This is a genomic window from Psychromonas sp. psych-6C06 (assembly GCF_002835465.1).
Taxonomy (GTDB): Bacteria; Pseudomonadota; Gammaproteobacteria; order Enterobacterales; family Psychromonadaceae; genus Psychromonas.
The window spans coordinates 180,957-195,809 of the sequence record NZ_PIZM01000002.1 but is presented as its reverse complement, the minus strand read 5'-3'; the positions used below and the strand labels follow the sequence as shown (position 1 = coordinate 195,809).

Annotated in this window: 11 protein-coding genes; 5 read left to right on the top strand and 6 right to left on the bottom strand. The window is 38.6% G+C overall.

Annotated elements, in window-relative coordinates; translation table 11 throughout:
- Nucleotides 1-58 precede the first annotated feature (58 nt).
- From CW745_RS03995 to CW745_RS03980, 4 genes are all read right to left on the bottom strand, one after another.
- The gene (locus CW745_RS03995) at nt 59-4,213 is read right to left on the bottom strand and encodes a response regulator (RefSeq protein ID WP_193755534.1); all 4,155 of its coding nucleotides are present in this window, start codon (nt 4,211-4,213) and stop codon (nt 59-61) included.
- Nucleotides 4,214-4,306: 93 nt separating this feature from the next.
- Nucleotides 4,307-5,605, bottom strand: a complete 1,299-nt coding sequence (locus CW745_RS03990) for a hybrid sensor histidine kinase/response regulator (protein ID WP_101107227.1) — start codon at nt 5,603-5,605, stop codon at nt 4,307-4,309.
- A complete protein-coding gene (locus tag CW745_RS03985; protein ID WP_101107226.1) occupies nt 5,586-6,158 on the bottom strand; it encodes a chemotaxis protein CheB in 573 nt (190 codons plus the stop codon). The genes CW745_RS03990 and CW745_RS03985 overlap by 20 nt, the downstream gene beginning before the upstream one ends.
- Before the next feature lie 7 nt (nt 6,159-6,165).
- A complete protein-coding gene (locus tag CW745_RS03980) occupies nt 6,166-6,999 on the bottom strand; it encodes a protein-glutamate O-methyltransferase CheR (RefSeq protein WP_238596689.1) in 834 nt (277 codons plus the stop codon).
- A gap of 168 nt (nt 7,000-7,167) precedes the next feature.
- Here CW745_RS03980 and aqpZ point away from each other — a divergent pair, with 168 nt between their 5' ends.
- Nucleotides 7,168-7,857 (top strand): aquaporin Z, encoded by a 690-nt coding sequence (gene aqpZ / locus CW745_RS03975; RefSeq protein ID WP_101107225.1) that lies wholly within the window; start codon nt 7,168-7,170, stop codon nt 7,855-7,857.
- A gap of 430 nt (nt 7,858-8,287) precedes the next feature.
- On the opposite strand, the gene CW745_RS03970 is transcribed toward aqpZ, so the two are convergent.
- Both CW745_RS03970 and CW745_RS03965 read right to left on the bottom strand, forming a co-directional pair.
- Entirely contained in the window at nt 8,288-8,914 is a 627-nt protein-coding gene (locus CW745_RS03970; RefSeq protein WP_101107224.1) for an outer membrane beta-barrel protein, read from the bottom strand.
- Between the two features lie 112 nt (nt 8,915-9,026).
- The gene (locus CW745_RS03965; RefSeq protein WP_101107223.1) at nt 9,027-9,536 is read right to left on the bottom strand and encodes a DUF2062 domain-containing protein; all 510 of its coding nucleotides are present in this window, start codon (nt 9,534-9,536) and stop codon (nt 9,027-9,029) included.
- Between the two features lie 38 nt (nt 9,537-9,574).
- Between CW745_RS03965 and CW745_RS03960 the strand changes: the two genes are divergently transcribed.
- The 4 genes from CW745_RS03960 to CW745_RS03945 are packed head-to-tail and all read left to right on the top strand — an operon-like array spanning nt 9,575 to nt 14,850.
- Nucleotides 9,575-11,971, top strand: a complete 2,397-nt coding sequence (locus CW745_RS03960) for a DNA internalization-related competence protein ComEC/Rec2 (RefSeq protein WP_238596688.1) — start codon at nt 9,575-9,577, stop codon at nt 11,969-11,971.
- Nucleotides 11,958-13,709 carry a lipid A ABC transporter ATP-binding protein/permease MsbA gene (gene msbA, locus CW745_RS03955; RefSeq protein ID WP_101107221.1) on the top strand — a complete coding sequence of 584 codons (1,752 nt, stop codon included), beginning with the start codon at nt 11,958-11,960 and terminating at the stop codon, nt 13,707-13,709. Before CW745_RS03960 ends, msbA begins: the two co-directional genes overlap by 14 nt.
- Complete coding sequence (lpxK, locus tag CW745_RS03950) at nt 13,709-14,671, top strand: tetraacyldisaccharide 4'-kinase (RefSeq protein ID WP_101107220.1); 963 nt, start codon at nt 13,709-13,711, stop codon at nt 14,669-14,671. The genes msbA and lpxK overlap by 1 nt, the downstream gene beginning before the upstream one ends.
- Entirely contained in the window at nt 14,668-14,850 is a 183-nt protein-coding gene (locus CW745_RS03945) for a Trm112 family protein (RefSeq protein ID WP_193755533.1), read from the top strand. Before lpxK ends, CW745_RS03945 begins: the two co-directional genes overlap by 4 nt.
- Nucleotides 14,851-14,853 lie beyond the last annotated feature (3 nt).

Below are 14,853 nucleotides of genomic sequence, written 5' to 3'. Positions count from 1 at the left end.
CCACATCAATTGATGTGGCATTATTAGAGAAGCTAAAAATAAAACTAGAAGCTTGAAATTAGTTAAACAACCAAATGCGCATAATTGAAATTAAATTATCAAAATCAACCGGTTTAGTGATGTATTCTGATGCTCCTGCTGCTAAGCAACTTTCTTTATCATCGGGCATTGTTTTGGCAGTGAGGGCAATAATGGGGATGCTTTTGTAATTTGGCATCTCCCTGATAAGCGAAGTTGCTTCATTCCCATCCATCACCGGCATCATGGTATCCATGAGAATAATTTCAAAATCATCCTCTTGGTTTAGCAGAGCAATTGCTTCTTTACCATTTTCAGCTAATTCGACATTCATGCCAATCTCCATGAGCATTTTTGAAAGGGCGTAACAGTTACGCATATCATCATCAACTAGCATTACTTTACGATCCTTAAACAGCGCAACTTCATCATGTAGCGAGTCAACCTCTTGAACGGTAGCATTGATGTTATGGTGTAAGAATAGTGATACATCATCGGTTAAGCGCTCAGCAGACGCCGCTCCTTTAATAACAATAGATGAAGAATATTGATCTAATACCTTTTGTTCTTCCGCATTTATTTCTCGACCAGTGTAAATAATAACAGGGGGAATATGGTTTAATTCACATTCATCTAAGGATTTTAATAGTTCAAAACCACTCATATCTGGCAAGCCTAAATCGAGAATAATGACATCATATTGCTTGTCGCGCACTTGCTGATACGCTTCGCCACCAGTGGCAACGCTATGGATTTTAATATTATCACTGGCCAGCAGTTGTGCCGTTGCTTTTTGATTATGTGCATCATCTTCTACCAATAATATGTGGTGTAGTGAAGGTCGTGACAGTGCGCTAATTTTCTTAAACACTGCATTTAACTCTGTTTCACTCACTGGTTTACACTGGAAGCCAATGATACCAAGCGTATCTATTCGTGTTTCATCCTGTGTATGTCCTGAGATGATTTGAATAGGTATATTGCGTGTTTGTTGATTACTTTTGAGTTGATTTACTATTTGGTAACCATCGATGTCTGGTAAGCCAATATCCAAGATAATAGCGGTCGGTTGATAGTGCTGCGCGAGTTGCAATGCATCACTGCCTTTTTCGGCAAGTAAACATTTAAAACCCTGTTGTAACGCTAATTTTTGAACAATTTTAAGAAAATGTATGTCATCTTCTACAATGAGTATTGTTTGATCATTCGGGCCAATATGGTGACGATCATCCTGTAAGATTTGTTCGGCTTTGGTGGCTGGTAATGGTTTAGTCGGCGGGCTTATCTGATTTTCCTCTGAGGAAATTTGCGCACCTTGGGTTTTACCTTCAAGGTATAGTGTAAAATTGCTTCCTTCGCCCTGTGTACTTGAGAGATGAATCTCGCCACCTAATAATCGACTAAGCTCTCTTGCAATCGTAAGCCCTAAGCCAGTACCTCCATATTTACGGCTTGTAGTACCATCTTCCTGTTGGAATGCTTCAAAGATTGCAATTTGTTTATCTTCTGGAATACCAATACCGGTGTCAATGACTGAAAAAGCGATAGCGGTTTCTGGTGTCAGTGAACTATGGGAAAATTCCATTCCTGAGGGGACGCTTTGAATGTTCAATGTAACACTACCTTGCTGAGTAAATTTGACTGCATTTGAAAGTAGATTACGCAGTATTTGTTCGACGCGTAATCCGTCACTATTAAACTCTTTGTTCAGTGTGTCTGCAATTTCAATGTTGAAGTCTAATCCTCTATCACGTGCAAGGGGAGTGAACATCTGACTTAAGTTACGTGTTAAAACATCTAATGATACGGGCTCGTTATGAATGGTTAATTTGCCCGCTTCAACTTTAGAAAGGTCCATAATATCGTTGATTAAGGTCAACAAGCTATTGCCCCCATCGAAGATAACTTTTGCGTCTTCAATTTGAACTTCGTTTAGATTACCTTCTTTATTATTCATAAGTCCTTTTGCTAGAAGTAATAAACTGTTGAGTGGCGTTCTTAGTTCATGTGACATGTTGGCTAGAAATTCAGATTTATATTTACTCGCAATGCTCAGCTCCTGTGCTTTCTCTTCAATTTCACGTTGTTTTGTTTCTAAAGCCTGAGTTTTATTTTCCAAATCCGTATTAGCGACTTTTAGCGCGTTAGACTGTTGATTTAATTTATCTGCTTTGTGTTCTAGCTCTTCATTGGTTGCCCGTAATTCCTCTGATTGACTTTGTAGCTCTTCGGTCTGGCTTTGAGACTGCTGTAATAGTTCAACAATGCGTTTACGGCCAATTAAACTGTTCATCGTGACACCGAGATTGGCAAGGGCTTGGTTTAGTAGTTCAATTTGGTTTTCAGTAAAACGGTGGAAACTAGCTAGTTCAATCACTGCAATACAGTTTTTCTCAAATAAGACTGGCATTAGTAATATATTAAAGGGTTTGCTTTCACCTAATCCAGAGCTGATTTGTATATAGTCATCGGGTACATTGGTGAGTAATATTTTACTTTTTTCTAGGGCACATTGACCAATCAATCCCTCTCCTAATGCAAAGCGGTTAGATAGGTTTTTACGTTCACTATATCCATAGCTCCCGAGGAGTTTGTAATATGCTTGGTCATTATTGTTTTCTTCTTCTAGTAGGTAAAAAAGGGCATGTCCGACTTGTAGTGTAGTAGCTAACTCACTGATTAGTTGTTGCACCATTTTATGCAAGTCATCGATCCCTTGGTTTAACTCGCCAATTCTGACCACTTGGGTTTTTAACCAATTTTGAGTTTCGACTAGCTCATTTCGATCGGTGACTTGTTTCATCATATGCGAGAGTGCAGTACCAAATTCATCATTATTGGATCGCGGTTCAATTTGGCAGCTGTAATCGCCCGTTGCAAAAGCATTTGCTTGCGCTATCATCTCGCGATAATTATGTACCATCTGTTTTAAGGCAATACCTAAGCTATCTTTATTCGAAGCAAGGTTAATATCGGTACTCAGTTCCCCTTGTGCAATTTTTTGTGTCATAGCAACTTTTATTTTTAGCGCTTCAATCATTGTGTGTAGCGCGGCATAAATGCCTGTCTGTTGACTTTTATTATCTCCAATATCAAGGTTGATATTGCCTTTAGCAACCTCGTTTGCAAGCGCTTCAATGACATCTGGCTCGCCACCTACGGCACGTAAAATAGAACGAGTTATCCAGTAGCTTATTAAAATACCAATAAGGAGTGAAATCAGGGTTAGGCTAATAATAATTGTATTTACAGTTGTTAATGTATCGGTTAGTTGAGCAAGTGCAACTTCTGCGTCCTGTTGCTCCTCTTGTGAAGAGTGCTCTAATATTTTTTCTAGTTGTGCAATTGTCTCGTGTTCAAGTTGATCAATGACTTTCAGTGCGTTAATACGATGAGTTGGGTTATATCGACGAAACACAGCATCGGCGGTGCGCACAATTTCATTATATAAACGATTTATGGTGATCAAATCTTGAATTTCAGACGGTTTTTTTTCAATCTTCTCAAGTAATTTAAAGAAACGCATAAAGTCTTCCGCATTGCCCCTAAATTCTTGCTCTTCATCTGACTCGCCCGCAACATAATCACTTAATGAAGCAAGCATATCGCCAGCTTCATCGACCAATTCAAGATAATAACGTACTCCTGGAAGGTCATCTTGAATCGCTTCCTGAAGATTAGTTGTGTTTAATGCCTCTTTAAACTCTTGCTCTTTTAATGAGTCTAACAATTGTTCTAATTCGGCACCTTGCTGGTGCTCCAGTTCATCTACAACCTGTTTAGCCCAAATCTCATCAAGCGGATTGTATTTATTAAATACTTGCTCACTAATTTGAGCCACATACCCATCGATCACTTTTTCAATATTATTCATTTTTTCAATGTCGGTTTGGGTGTTTATTTCAAGTGGTTTTAGTTTTATTAGATGGTCTTTAAATCGTTGGTAATTTCCGTAAAAGTCATCGACTTCATCTACTTCGCCAGTACTATATTCGACTACATTACTTTGCATGTCACTTATTGTATCGAGTATATTTAAGAATAAAATTACCCCCGGTACATCATCATCTCGAATATTTTTTGTGGCCATGTGTATGTTTGCATTCAGATAGTAAACAGTTATACCCATGGTAATTATGAGGGTTAATATAGCCGCAAATGCGAGACTGATTTTTTTACCAATAGTTAACGTCATGTGACAACTTCCTATGTAATCTAATGCTTCAAGTCTGTTGACCTTTGCCATTTAAATATTTTTGAAAAAGTAAAATCGAAAGATTAACAGACCCTAGTTATTGTTCAGTAAGGTGATAGCTGTAAGTGGGACGGTAATATTAAATTGTGTCCCTTGATTTACTTCGCTACTACAGGTGATCTCTCCCGCTAAGTTTTGTGTAATTAGGTTGTAAACAATAGATAAACCAAGTCCACTGCCTCCTGTTGCACGTTTGGTGGTAAAGAATGGCTCAAAAATTAGATTTTTAACTTCATCATTCATTCCACAACCATTGTCGTGATAGTCAATAGCAATCTGGTTTTGTTGTTTTTTTAGGTGAATTTTTATTTCGCCCTGTTGATTTTCGTCAAACGCATGCAATAGGGAGTTCATGACTAAGTTGGTTATTATTTGCGATATTGTGCCGGGACAAGCCTCAATAATAATATCTTTATCGCCAGCTAATGAGGTGATTATTTGCGTACGCTTGAGAGCTGGCTGTAAGCTATCTAAAGTAGTTTGAATATATTCATTGAGATTAAATTCTCGAATCATGTCGCTACTAATATCAACTGCAATAAGCTTAAAATTTCCAATTAATGCTGCTGCACGTTCAAGGTTACTCAATAATAGTGATGTTGCTTGAGTTGCTGAACCTAGGTACTCATCTAATGTACTTTTCTTGATCGCGCCATCAGCGATACTTTTTGTTAACCCGATGGTGTCATTGTTAAGGTATGAAGCTGCTGTGACGCAAATACCAATCGGGGTGTTTAATTCATGGGCAATACCTGCTACGAGTCGGCCAAGTGAAGCCATTTTTTCTGTTTCCACTAACTTGTTTTGTGTATCCATTAATTCGGTGAGTGAGTTTTGTAATTCTTGCGTTCGCTCGGTAACTATTTTTTCTAAATTTTGCTTATGCTGTCGTAGTTCATTTTCAGCCTTAAGGCGAACCTGATAAGCTCTTTCTAGTTTTTCTTTCTCTAAAAAGAGCTCTAAAAAAACATTCACTTTACTTTTTAGTATCTGATCATTAATTGGCTTCACTAAATAATCGACAGCGCCACTAGCATAACCTTTAAATTGGAAACTCTCGTCGCGGTCGAAAGCGGTGATAAAGATAATGGGGATATGGCATGTTTTAGGATGGTCAAGTAATAGAGAAGCTGTCTCAAAACCATCCATTTCTGGCATCTGCACATCCATTAATATAAGAAAGAAATTGTGACGATGTGCAACCGAGAGTGCTTGTTGCCCTGATAATACTTTTACAAACTCTAAATTTAACGACTCCAAGGTTCTTTCATAAACTCGATGGTTATTTGGTTCGTCATCAACGACAAGAATTTTACTTGGGCTGTTTGGCATCTTGATTACTCATAAGCAAAGAAGTTAAAAATTTAGCGATCTCTGGTAAAGAGATAATATAATCCACCTTAGTCGCTTCAAGAGCCGCCAATGGCATGGCGGGGTATTCTGCACTTTCAGGGTGTTGAACTAATGATAGACCATGATATAAATTGATGTTTTTTAATCCTTGGCTACCATCACTATTAGCCCCCGTTAGAATCAAACCAATTAACGTATGCTGATAACAGATAGCTGCAGAATCAAATAGAAGATCAATACTTGGTCGTGAATAATTTACAGGTTGATCGATGCTCAGAGCAAAGGTGGCATCTCTTTCTATTAAAAGGTGGTATCCAGAAGGCGCTATATAAACAAATCCAGCTTGTAATTTCAGGCCCATTACTGCCGGAACGACTTTTAACTCAGAACGCTCATCTAAATAAGGGGTTAGGTAATCTTCATCACTATGTTTACGATGCTGGACAATAACAATTGGGATCGGGAAATTTGCCGGCAGAGACGGAATTATAGTGGTTAGTGCCTGAAGGCCACCAGCCGAAACACCGATCATCAGCGCCTTATAGTTTGCTTGTTTTACGATAGATACGCTCCTTTTGCGCAACCTGCTCAAAAGATTCTTTTTGTTCGTTAAACTCCAGACTCTCTTTGTCGCCTATTAATAGGAAGCCTCGATGAACGAGACTCTCGGCAAAAAGTTTAACCACTCTATTTTGTAAGTTAGCATTAAAGTAGATCATCACATTTCGGCATGAAATGAGGTGCATCTGGGCAAAGGCTTGATCTTTCATTAAATTATGATTTGCGAAGGTAATATGCTCTTTGAGAAAATGGTTGAAAATTGCACTTCCATGCTTACATTGATAATAATCGCTTAATTCATATTTGCCGCCTGCATGACGGTAACTTTGAGCGTACTGGTTAATTTTAGCTGCGTCATACAGCCCCTTTTTAGCAATATCTAAGGAGTGATTATTATAATCGGTGGCATAAATTCGTGTTCGCTTTAATAGATCATTTTCATGGAGTAGTATTGCCATCGAATAAGCTTCCTCGCCAGTTGCGCAACCAACGTGCCAAATATTGATGCGAGAATATGTCTTTAATTGTTCAAAAACAGTGTTAGAGAGTTTCTTGAAAACATAAGGATCCCGAAACATTTCGGTTACCGTGACCGACATATCTTTTAAAAATTGATTGAAAAGACGACTATCGTGTAATAGCTCACTGGTCATTTGTGAAATGCTGTGTAATTTAGACTGAGTGACTCTATTAATAATTTTTCGCTCTAGTGACGCGCGTGCGTAATCCCTAAAATCATACCCATAACGAAAGTAGATCGCTTCAAGGAGCTGTTTTATTTCAAAATGTTGTAAGTCAACGTCTTTTATCACTACTCTCTCCTTTTGGAACGTTGGAAGTATAGTAAAAGCTCTATTTTTGTGATTATTAATTATGAATTTTTACATTATTTTTGATATGTCTCGTATTTGTCATTTTAAATTGTTATAAAGCAATAAATTTAAACATGGTGTTTAAAGCTTTGTTAATAAGGAATAACAATGGAATTAAAGAAAAAGTTAGTTGCTGAATTTATCGGTACATTTTGGTTAGTATTAGGAGGCTGTGGGAGTGCCGTACTTGCTGCCGGATACCCGGAATTAGGGATCGGTTTTGTTGGTGTTTCACTGGCATTTGGTTTAACGGTATTAACCATGGCTTATGCAATTGGCCATATTTCAGGGTGTCACCTTAATCCTGCCGTTTCGGTTGGTTTATACATGGGAGGGCGCTTTTCTAAAACTGAATTGCTTCCTTATATTGTAGCGCAGGTTATTGGTGGTATTGCTGGTGCAGCTGTTTTATACCTTATCGCAAGTGGTAAAGTTGGCTTTGATGCAAGTGCAGGGTTTGCTTCAAACGGTTATGGCGCACATTCACCTGACGGATATGGATTAGTGGCAGCGTTAACTGCTGAAATCGTACTTACATTTATGTTTTTAATTATTATTTTAGGGGCAACGGATAAACGTGCTCCAGCTGGCTTTGCACCTATTGCGATTGGGCTAGGGTTAACATTAATTCATCTTATTTCAATACCAGTGACCAACACATCGGTGAATCCTGCTCGTAGTACCGCAGTAGCCATTTTCCAGGGAGATTGGGCAATTTCACAGCTATGGTTGTTCTGGGTAGCACCTATCGTTGGGGCTCTGATAGCTGGTGTGGTTTATAAGTGGTTTGAAGAGTAATTGTTATTCCTGTAGCAAGGGCTGTGTGTATCGAGTTACGCTATTTATTAAGACCAAACGAAATAAATAGCGCAACTGTTTTACTGGTTAAAGTCACTTATCGCTTCAGAGAAATTTACAAAAAGTGAACAACTATTTACGTCAAATCTCGCCATTAGTTAAGCCACTTTTACTGCACAAAATTTAGACCACATACTTAATTTGATTAGTATCATTTAAGTAACAACAGTGCTGGATAAGCAAGGTCATACATTGTCGCTTTTTTCGCAGACTTCTAGGTTAAATTATCTAACAATAGTCCGTTATTGTTAGATAATTAGCCTTGAATTGCACAAAACTAACGTCACTGTATATTAAAAACCATCACTCTGATTCAAATATTATAACGTTTGTATTAACCTACATTGAGCTTAGGTAAGCTAACTAAGCATTAAAATTTATATTCAACACCTGCCATTAATTCAGTTTGTACGTAAACCTCTCCCTCTAGCTGAATTAAACACTTTCCATCGCCACAGAATAGGGAGCTATTATTTTTAATCACTGTACCATAAAAGCGTAAGTCAGCTTTTAGTGCCCATTGATCATTTAACTCATAACGCATACCACCAGTAATATTACCTGAAAGTGCTATTTCATTATCATACATACTGTCATCGGGTACTAAAAAGGTCGCACCGACACCAAGCCCTAAGCTAGTGGAAAATGGACCGTTATCTACAAAATTTACACGTCCACCAAAATGAAGATAGCTAGTATAAAGATCGGTTGTTTGCTGGTTTTCACCGCTAATGGTGACATTTTGTTTGGAGTTACTATACAAAAGTTCACCTTCTGTATTGCGCCCATAATACCAAGAGAGTGCGATAGCTTGAGCAAAACTTGTTGCTATTTCTGCGCTTTGATCTGCTTCATCAACACTAAAATCTTCGCTGTATCTTCCACCTAAGTAAGCGCTAATTGCGATAAAATCATCAACAGGTAGTGAATCTGCGTAGCTCGTGAAAGAGACTGTCGACAGCACGGATGCTATCAGTGTTTTTTTCCATGGAGACATATCTAACCTTCTGTAATGGTATTGTATTTTTTGATTGAATATGGGCAATGGTAATCAATGTAGCGAGTAAACACGATGATAGGTGGGTAAATATGTAGTGGGGTTAACAGTTCTATTTTTTATTTCGGCGTTGCCACTTATTAGCAATATTAATTCGCCATAAAATACGAAGCATAAAGTAACCGCTAGCAGCACTAATCACTCCTAAGATAAAGCTACCAAGAAGTAAAGCAGGGGCAATCGTTTCAATTGCATGTGCCAGCCAATGAAATGATAATTCAAAATGAAACTCTCTAATAGGTTCGTTTAAAATTGAAGCGCCTAAACGATATGCACCATAGAACAGTGGAGGCATCGTAATCGGGTTTGAAATCCACACTAATGCAACAGACAGTGGTAAGTTAACACAAAAGAACATCGCCAAAAGCGAGGCTAATAACATTTGAAACGGAATCGGCATCCAAGCACAAAAAAGACCAATAGCAACGGCGCCTGCAGCACTTCGTCTATTGAGGTGCCATAGGTTAGGGTTTTGTAATATTTCCCCAAAGTATTTTAAGTGGGGGTGAGCTTTTAAGGTTTCTGGCTTTGGCGAAAAACGCTGAATTAATTTTTTAGGCATATAATTAGTGTTTTGATAAATGAATTCGGATGTTAATAATGCGTATTGTTATGTGGTTATCAATATTTGTTTTTATTTCCACACTGTTTTGGCCACATTTGCTTAATGTTCATGAGGCGTTGATATCTGTTTTACTTAGTTTACTACTGTTATTGATTCCTCGCCTACGTATTTTTGCAGTCATTCCGATTAGTGCGCTTTATTTTACTTTATATACAACATTAACTTTAACGGGAGAACCTTTTTTTTCATCGCAACTAGAGAGGCCAATACAAAACAGCAATCGAGTAGCATCGCTTGTAGACGGGCAAGACCATAGCATAGTTGTGGAGATTGTTTCATTAATTAGTGAGGCAAATCGTGGCTATTATAAAGCTAAATTAGTTGAAATTGATACTGATCACTTAAACTATAAGCCCCTGCTCGAAATGCGCTGGTATCGACCGACGATAGATGTACAAGCAGGTCAAAAACATCGTTTTTTAGTGAAGCTGAAACCTGTCTACGGCCGTGCAAATCCTGGTGGTTTTGATCGCCAAAAGTGGTCCTATTCAGAGCATGTGGGATATCAAGCAAATATTAAAAAACATCTAGAAGTTGTCGATACCAAAGTTACCTTTCGAGCTGGTTTTTATCAACAGGTACAATCACTGACCTCACAATTTACACATCAGGGGTTACTTTTAGCGCTTTCATTTGCCGATAAGTCGTTGATTCCTTTTAAAGAAAAGAAACTGATTAGGGACTTGGGGATCTCTCATCTGTTCGCTATTTCAGGCCTACATATTGGGCTATTTTTTTCTGCACTGTATTTAGCCGTTCAATTTATTGTAAATCGGTATTTACCTGCTCCTTTGATGGGGTGGTTCTCATGTCGTTTAATAAATTTTTGTGCGCTTTTAGGGGCTTGGTATTATGCCTATTTAGCTGGTTTTTCATTGCCCACTCAGCGTGCATTTTTAATGCTAATGGTTGCGGTCATTATTTTATCCTTGAAACGTAAATGTGCTAAGCAAGATATATTACTGTTGGTTTTATTTCTTGTGTTGGTGTGGGACCCTTTGGCGGTTTTAAGTTTGAGTTTATGGCTCTCTTTTGGTGCAGTGGTTATTATTATGGGATTATTTTGGGCTTTCCCTACGCTCTCTATTTATAAAAAAGCACAACAAAAAACGGGAAGGTTTAATAGGCTGATTCATTATTTTAAAGTGCTGTTGTTGTTACAAATAGGATTGAGCGTATTGATGCTTCCTTTGCAGTTAACTGGGTTTTCTGCATTAAGCCTACCTGCAATATTCGTTAATTTGTTAGCCGTTCCATTGTTCTCATTGGTTATTATTCCATTGGTTTTATTGGCTACCCTGAGCACAATCGGTTACCCACCGCTCGCATTATTATTATTTACCATTGCAGATAAGTTATTAAGTTATTTTTTTACATTTACACATCTTTTAAGTGATAGTTATCAATGGTTTTCAATGCAGGAGCGACAAGCATTACTGTTGCTTTTGGGAGGGCTAATGTTGATGGTTTGGCTATATTTTCATGGCCGAATACAGCAAAAGCTAGGCTATCTTTTTTGTTTTATATTGTTGGGGTTGGTCGCCTTTTCTAAGTCCTCGCGTGAGGAGGCGTGGTTCGTTGATGTAATTGATGTCGGGCAAGGGTTATCGGTATTGATTCGCAGTGATCAGCAGACTCTATTATATGATACAGGCGCACGTTATCCCTCTGGGTTTAATATGGTTGATAGTGAAATATCTCCTTTTTTAATCGAGTTGGGCGTTTCAAAGTTAGATCATTTAGTAATTAGTCACAGTGATATTGACCATGCAGGGGGGGCGGAATTGATTGAACAGAAAGTTGATATTGGCAAGCGATGGGCAGGAGAGCCATTAGCCACATCGAGTAACTATTCTTTATGTCAGCGTGGACAAAAATGGTCATTAGGTAAATTGCAGGTAGAGGTGTTATCGCCAACGAACTTAACTAAAAATAACAATAATAACTCCTGTGTATTAAGCGTGTCTGATGGCAATACGGCAATCTTGTTGACTGGGGATATTGAAAAAAGGCAGGAAAAGCGTTTGCTAGAAGAGCTTCCTGAAAGGCTTAATAGCGATATATTATTAGCGCCACATCATGGTAGTCGCCATTCATCAAGTGATGCATTTATTGCAATGGTGAACCCGCAATGGGTTGTATTTAGTGCCGGATTTATGAATCATTGGGGCTTTCCTGCTCCAGAGGTGATTAAGCGCTATCAAAATCAAGCGGTTAAAATGGTAAATAGTGGTTTAAGTGGGCTTATTCGCTTTCAAATAACCCCCCAAGCCATTAAAATGCAAACATTTAGAGAAGATCTTGCGCCTTATTGGTATCATCGCTCTCTTATCCCTGATTTTTCGATTGGACAAATAGATGACAAAGAATGAAAACGATGGTTGGTTGGTTTTTAAACGTTTAGTTGGTTATGTCAAAAATTTTAAGTTGGCATTGTTTGTTGGCATCGTAGGTATGGTCGGTTATGCTGCGGTTGATATGTTACTCATCTGGTCACTACAACCATTACTCGACAATGGCTTTACCGGACAAGATCCCACTATTTTAAAAATGATGCCCTATTTCGTGGTTATTGTTATTGCATTTCGCGGTATTTTTGCCTTTCTTAGCTCTTATTGCATGGCATGGGTTGGTAATCATGTAGTTATGAAATTACAGCGTCAGTTATTTAGTCAATTAATGGCGTTACCGATCAGCTTTTTTGACAAAACGAATACTGGTGATCTGCTTTCTAAAATTACTTACGATGCAAGTCAAGTCTCTAACGCTGCCAGTAATGCTTTAGTTAAAATATTTCGGGAGGGGGCTTTGCTAATAGGGTTGGTTGCAATGATGTTTTATCAAAGCTGGCAACTATCGATGGTGTTTTTTATTGTCGCTCCGTTAGTTGGTATTGCTATTAGTATTGTTAGTAAACGCTTTCGTAAAATAGGAAAAAATCTACAGAATGCAATGGGGCTAGTGACCACCTCTTCTGAGCAAATGCTAAAAGGACACAAAGAGGTTTTGATGTTTGGTGGGCAAACAGTCGAAGCAGAAAAGTTCGATAGTGTCAGCAATACTGTGCGTTCGCAAAATATGAAAATGGCGAGTGCCAATGCGATTAGCGTCCCGATTATTCAAACGATTGCTTCTTTAGCATTGGCATTCGTTTTGTTTTTAGCGACTTTTCCTGAAATTATGGCAACACTTTCCGCTGGAAAATTTGTGGTTATTATCAGTGCCATGATGGGCCTAATGAAACCGATAAAAAATATCACCCAAGTAAATAATGAAATTCAAAAAGGGATTGCAGCCAGTAAAAGTTTATTTACCATGCTGGACAGCACGGTTGCTAAAGATGAAGGCTCTGTAGAGATTAAACGTGCAAAGGGCGATATTGAATTAGATAGTGTTGTGTTTACTTACCCTAGCGCAGAAAAGCCAGCTTTAAATAATGTTAGTTTTAATTTAAAAGCAGGGCAAACATTTGCCTTGGTAGGGCGTTCAGGCTCAGGTAAGTCAACGATAGCAAACTTGCTAACACGGTTTTACGATCTTGATAAGGGGTGCATCAAAGTTGATGGTGTTGATATTACTGATTACACCCTGAAATCATTACGTCAACAAGTTGCTGTTGTTTCGCAAAATGTGCACCTGTTTAACGATACGATTGCTAATAATATTGCCTATGCTGCGACTGAAAAATATAGTCGCGAGGATATTATTCGCGCCGCAGAAACCGCTCATGCTATGGAGTTTATTAATGGCTTCCCTGACGGGTTAGATACCATTATTGGTGAAAATGGAGCACTGCTTTCTGGTGGGCAACGACAACGATTAGCTATTGCTCGTGCGTTATTACGTGATGCACCGATTCTTATTTTAGATGAAGCGACCTCTGCATTAGATACAGAATCAGAGAGGCACATTCAAGCCGCGCTCGATGAATTACAAAAAAATAGAACATCGATTGTTATTGCACATAGACTCTCTACTATTGAACATGCAGATAACATATTAGTTGTTGATGAAGGTGAAATTGTTGAGTCGGGCACACATAGCGAGCTTATGGATAAAAAACATATATATCACACTTTGAATCAGCTACAAGCATCAGGTGAACTCTAATGACGTTTTGGTATCAGCCTTTAACATGGTGGGCTTGGGCATTATATCCCTTTTCATTATTATTTCTGGTGGTCAGTAAAGTAAGGCGCATTATATTGCAGGCTTCTTCACAAAAGCAGAGTCAGGTAGCTCATCCGGTTATTGTCGTTGGCAATATATCCGTCGGTGGCAATGGTAAAACTCCGTTTGTGATTTGGCTGTGTGAAATGCTTATAAGTGAAGGGTATAAGCCCGGAATAGTAAGTCGTGGATACGGTGGCAAAAGTAATCGCTATCCGCTGTTATTAAATGAAGACACTCAAGGTAAGGAAGCTGGCGATGAGCCTGTCATGCTTTATAAACGTTTAGGCGTGCCAATCGTGGTAGATCCTAACCGTGTTAATGCTGTGAACTACCTCAATGAAGTGTGTGATATTGATATTACTATCACTGATGATGGTCTGCAACACTACGCATTAGCCCGTGATATTGAGATTGTTGTTGTTGATGGACAACGTCGTTTTGGTAATCAAAAGCTGATGCCAATGGGGCCCTTAAGAGAGCCACTATCACGTTTGAAAGAGGTTGATTTTATTGTTAACAATGGTGAGGCTGCCGAGGGTGAAGTAACCATGTTACTTGCACCTCAACCTTGTAAACCTGTTAATGGGCGTGAGGCTTGTTTACCGAAACTGGTGAAGGTTAATTGCTGTGCTGCTATTGGTTACCCACAGCGCTTTTTTGACAGTTTGTACGGGCAACATTATAAAATTGAAAAGCAGATCCCTTTTGCTGATCATCATGCCTATGAAGAAGCTGATTTTGCCCAGTTTTCAACCGCTTTACCATTACTAATGACTGAGAAAGACGCGGTGAAGTGCCACCAGTTTGCATTACCAAACTGGTGGTATCTGCCTATTGATGCGCAGTTACCGGATAACTTTGCGCATCAACTATTACAAAAAATTAAGGATTTAAAATGATCGACGTTAAACTGCTTGATATTATTGCTTGCCCTGTCTGTAAAGGTAAACTGGGTTTTAATAAAGAGAGTAATGAACTTATTTGTAAGTTTGATCATCTTGCTTATCCCATTGTTGATGGCATTCCAGCACTGTTAGCTGTGCGTGCGCGCACTATTACTGCTGATGAGGAGATTTAATCG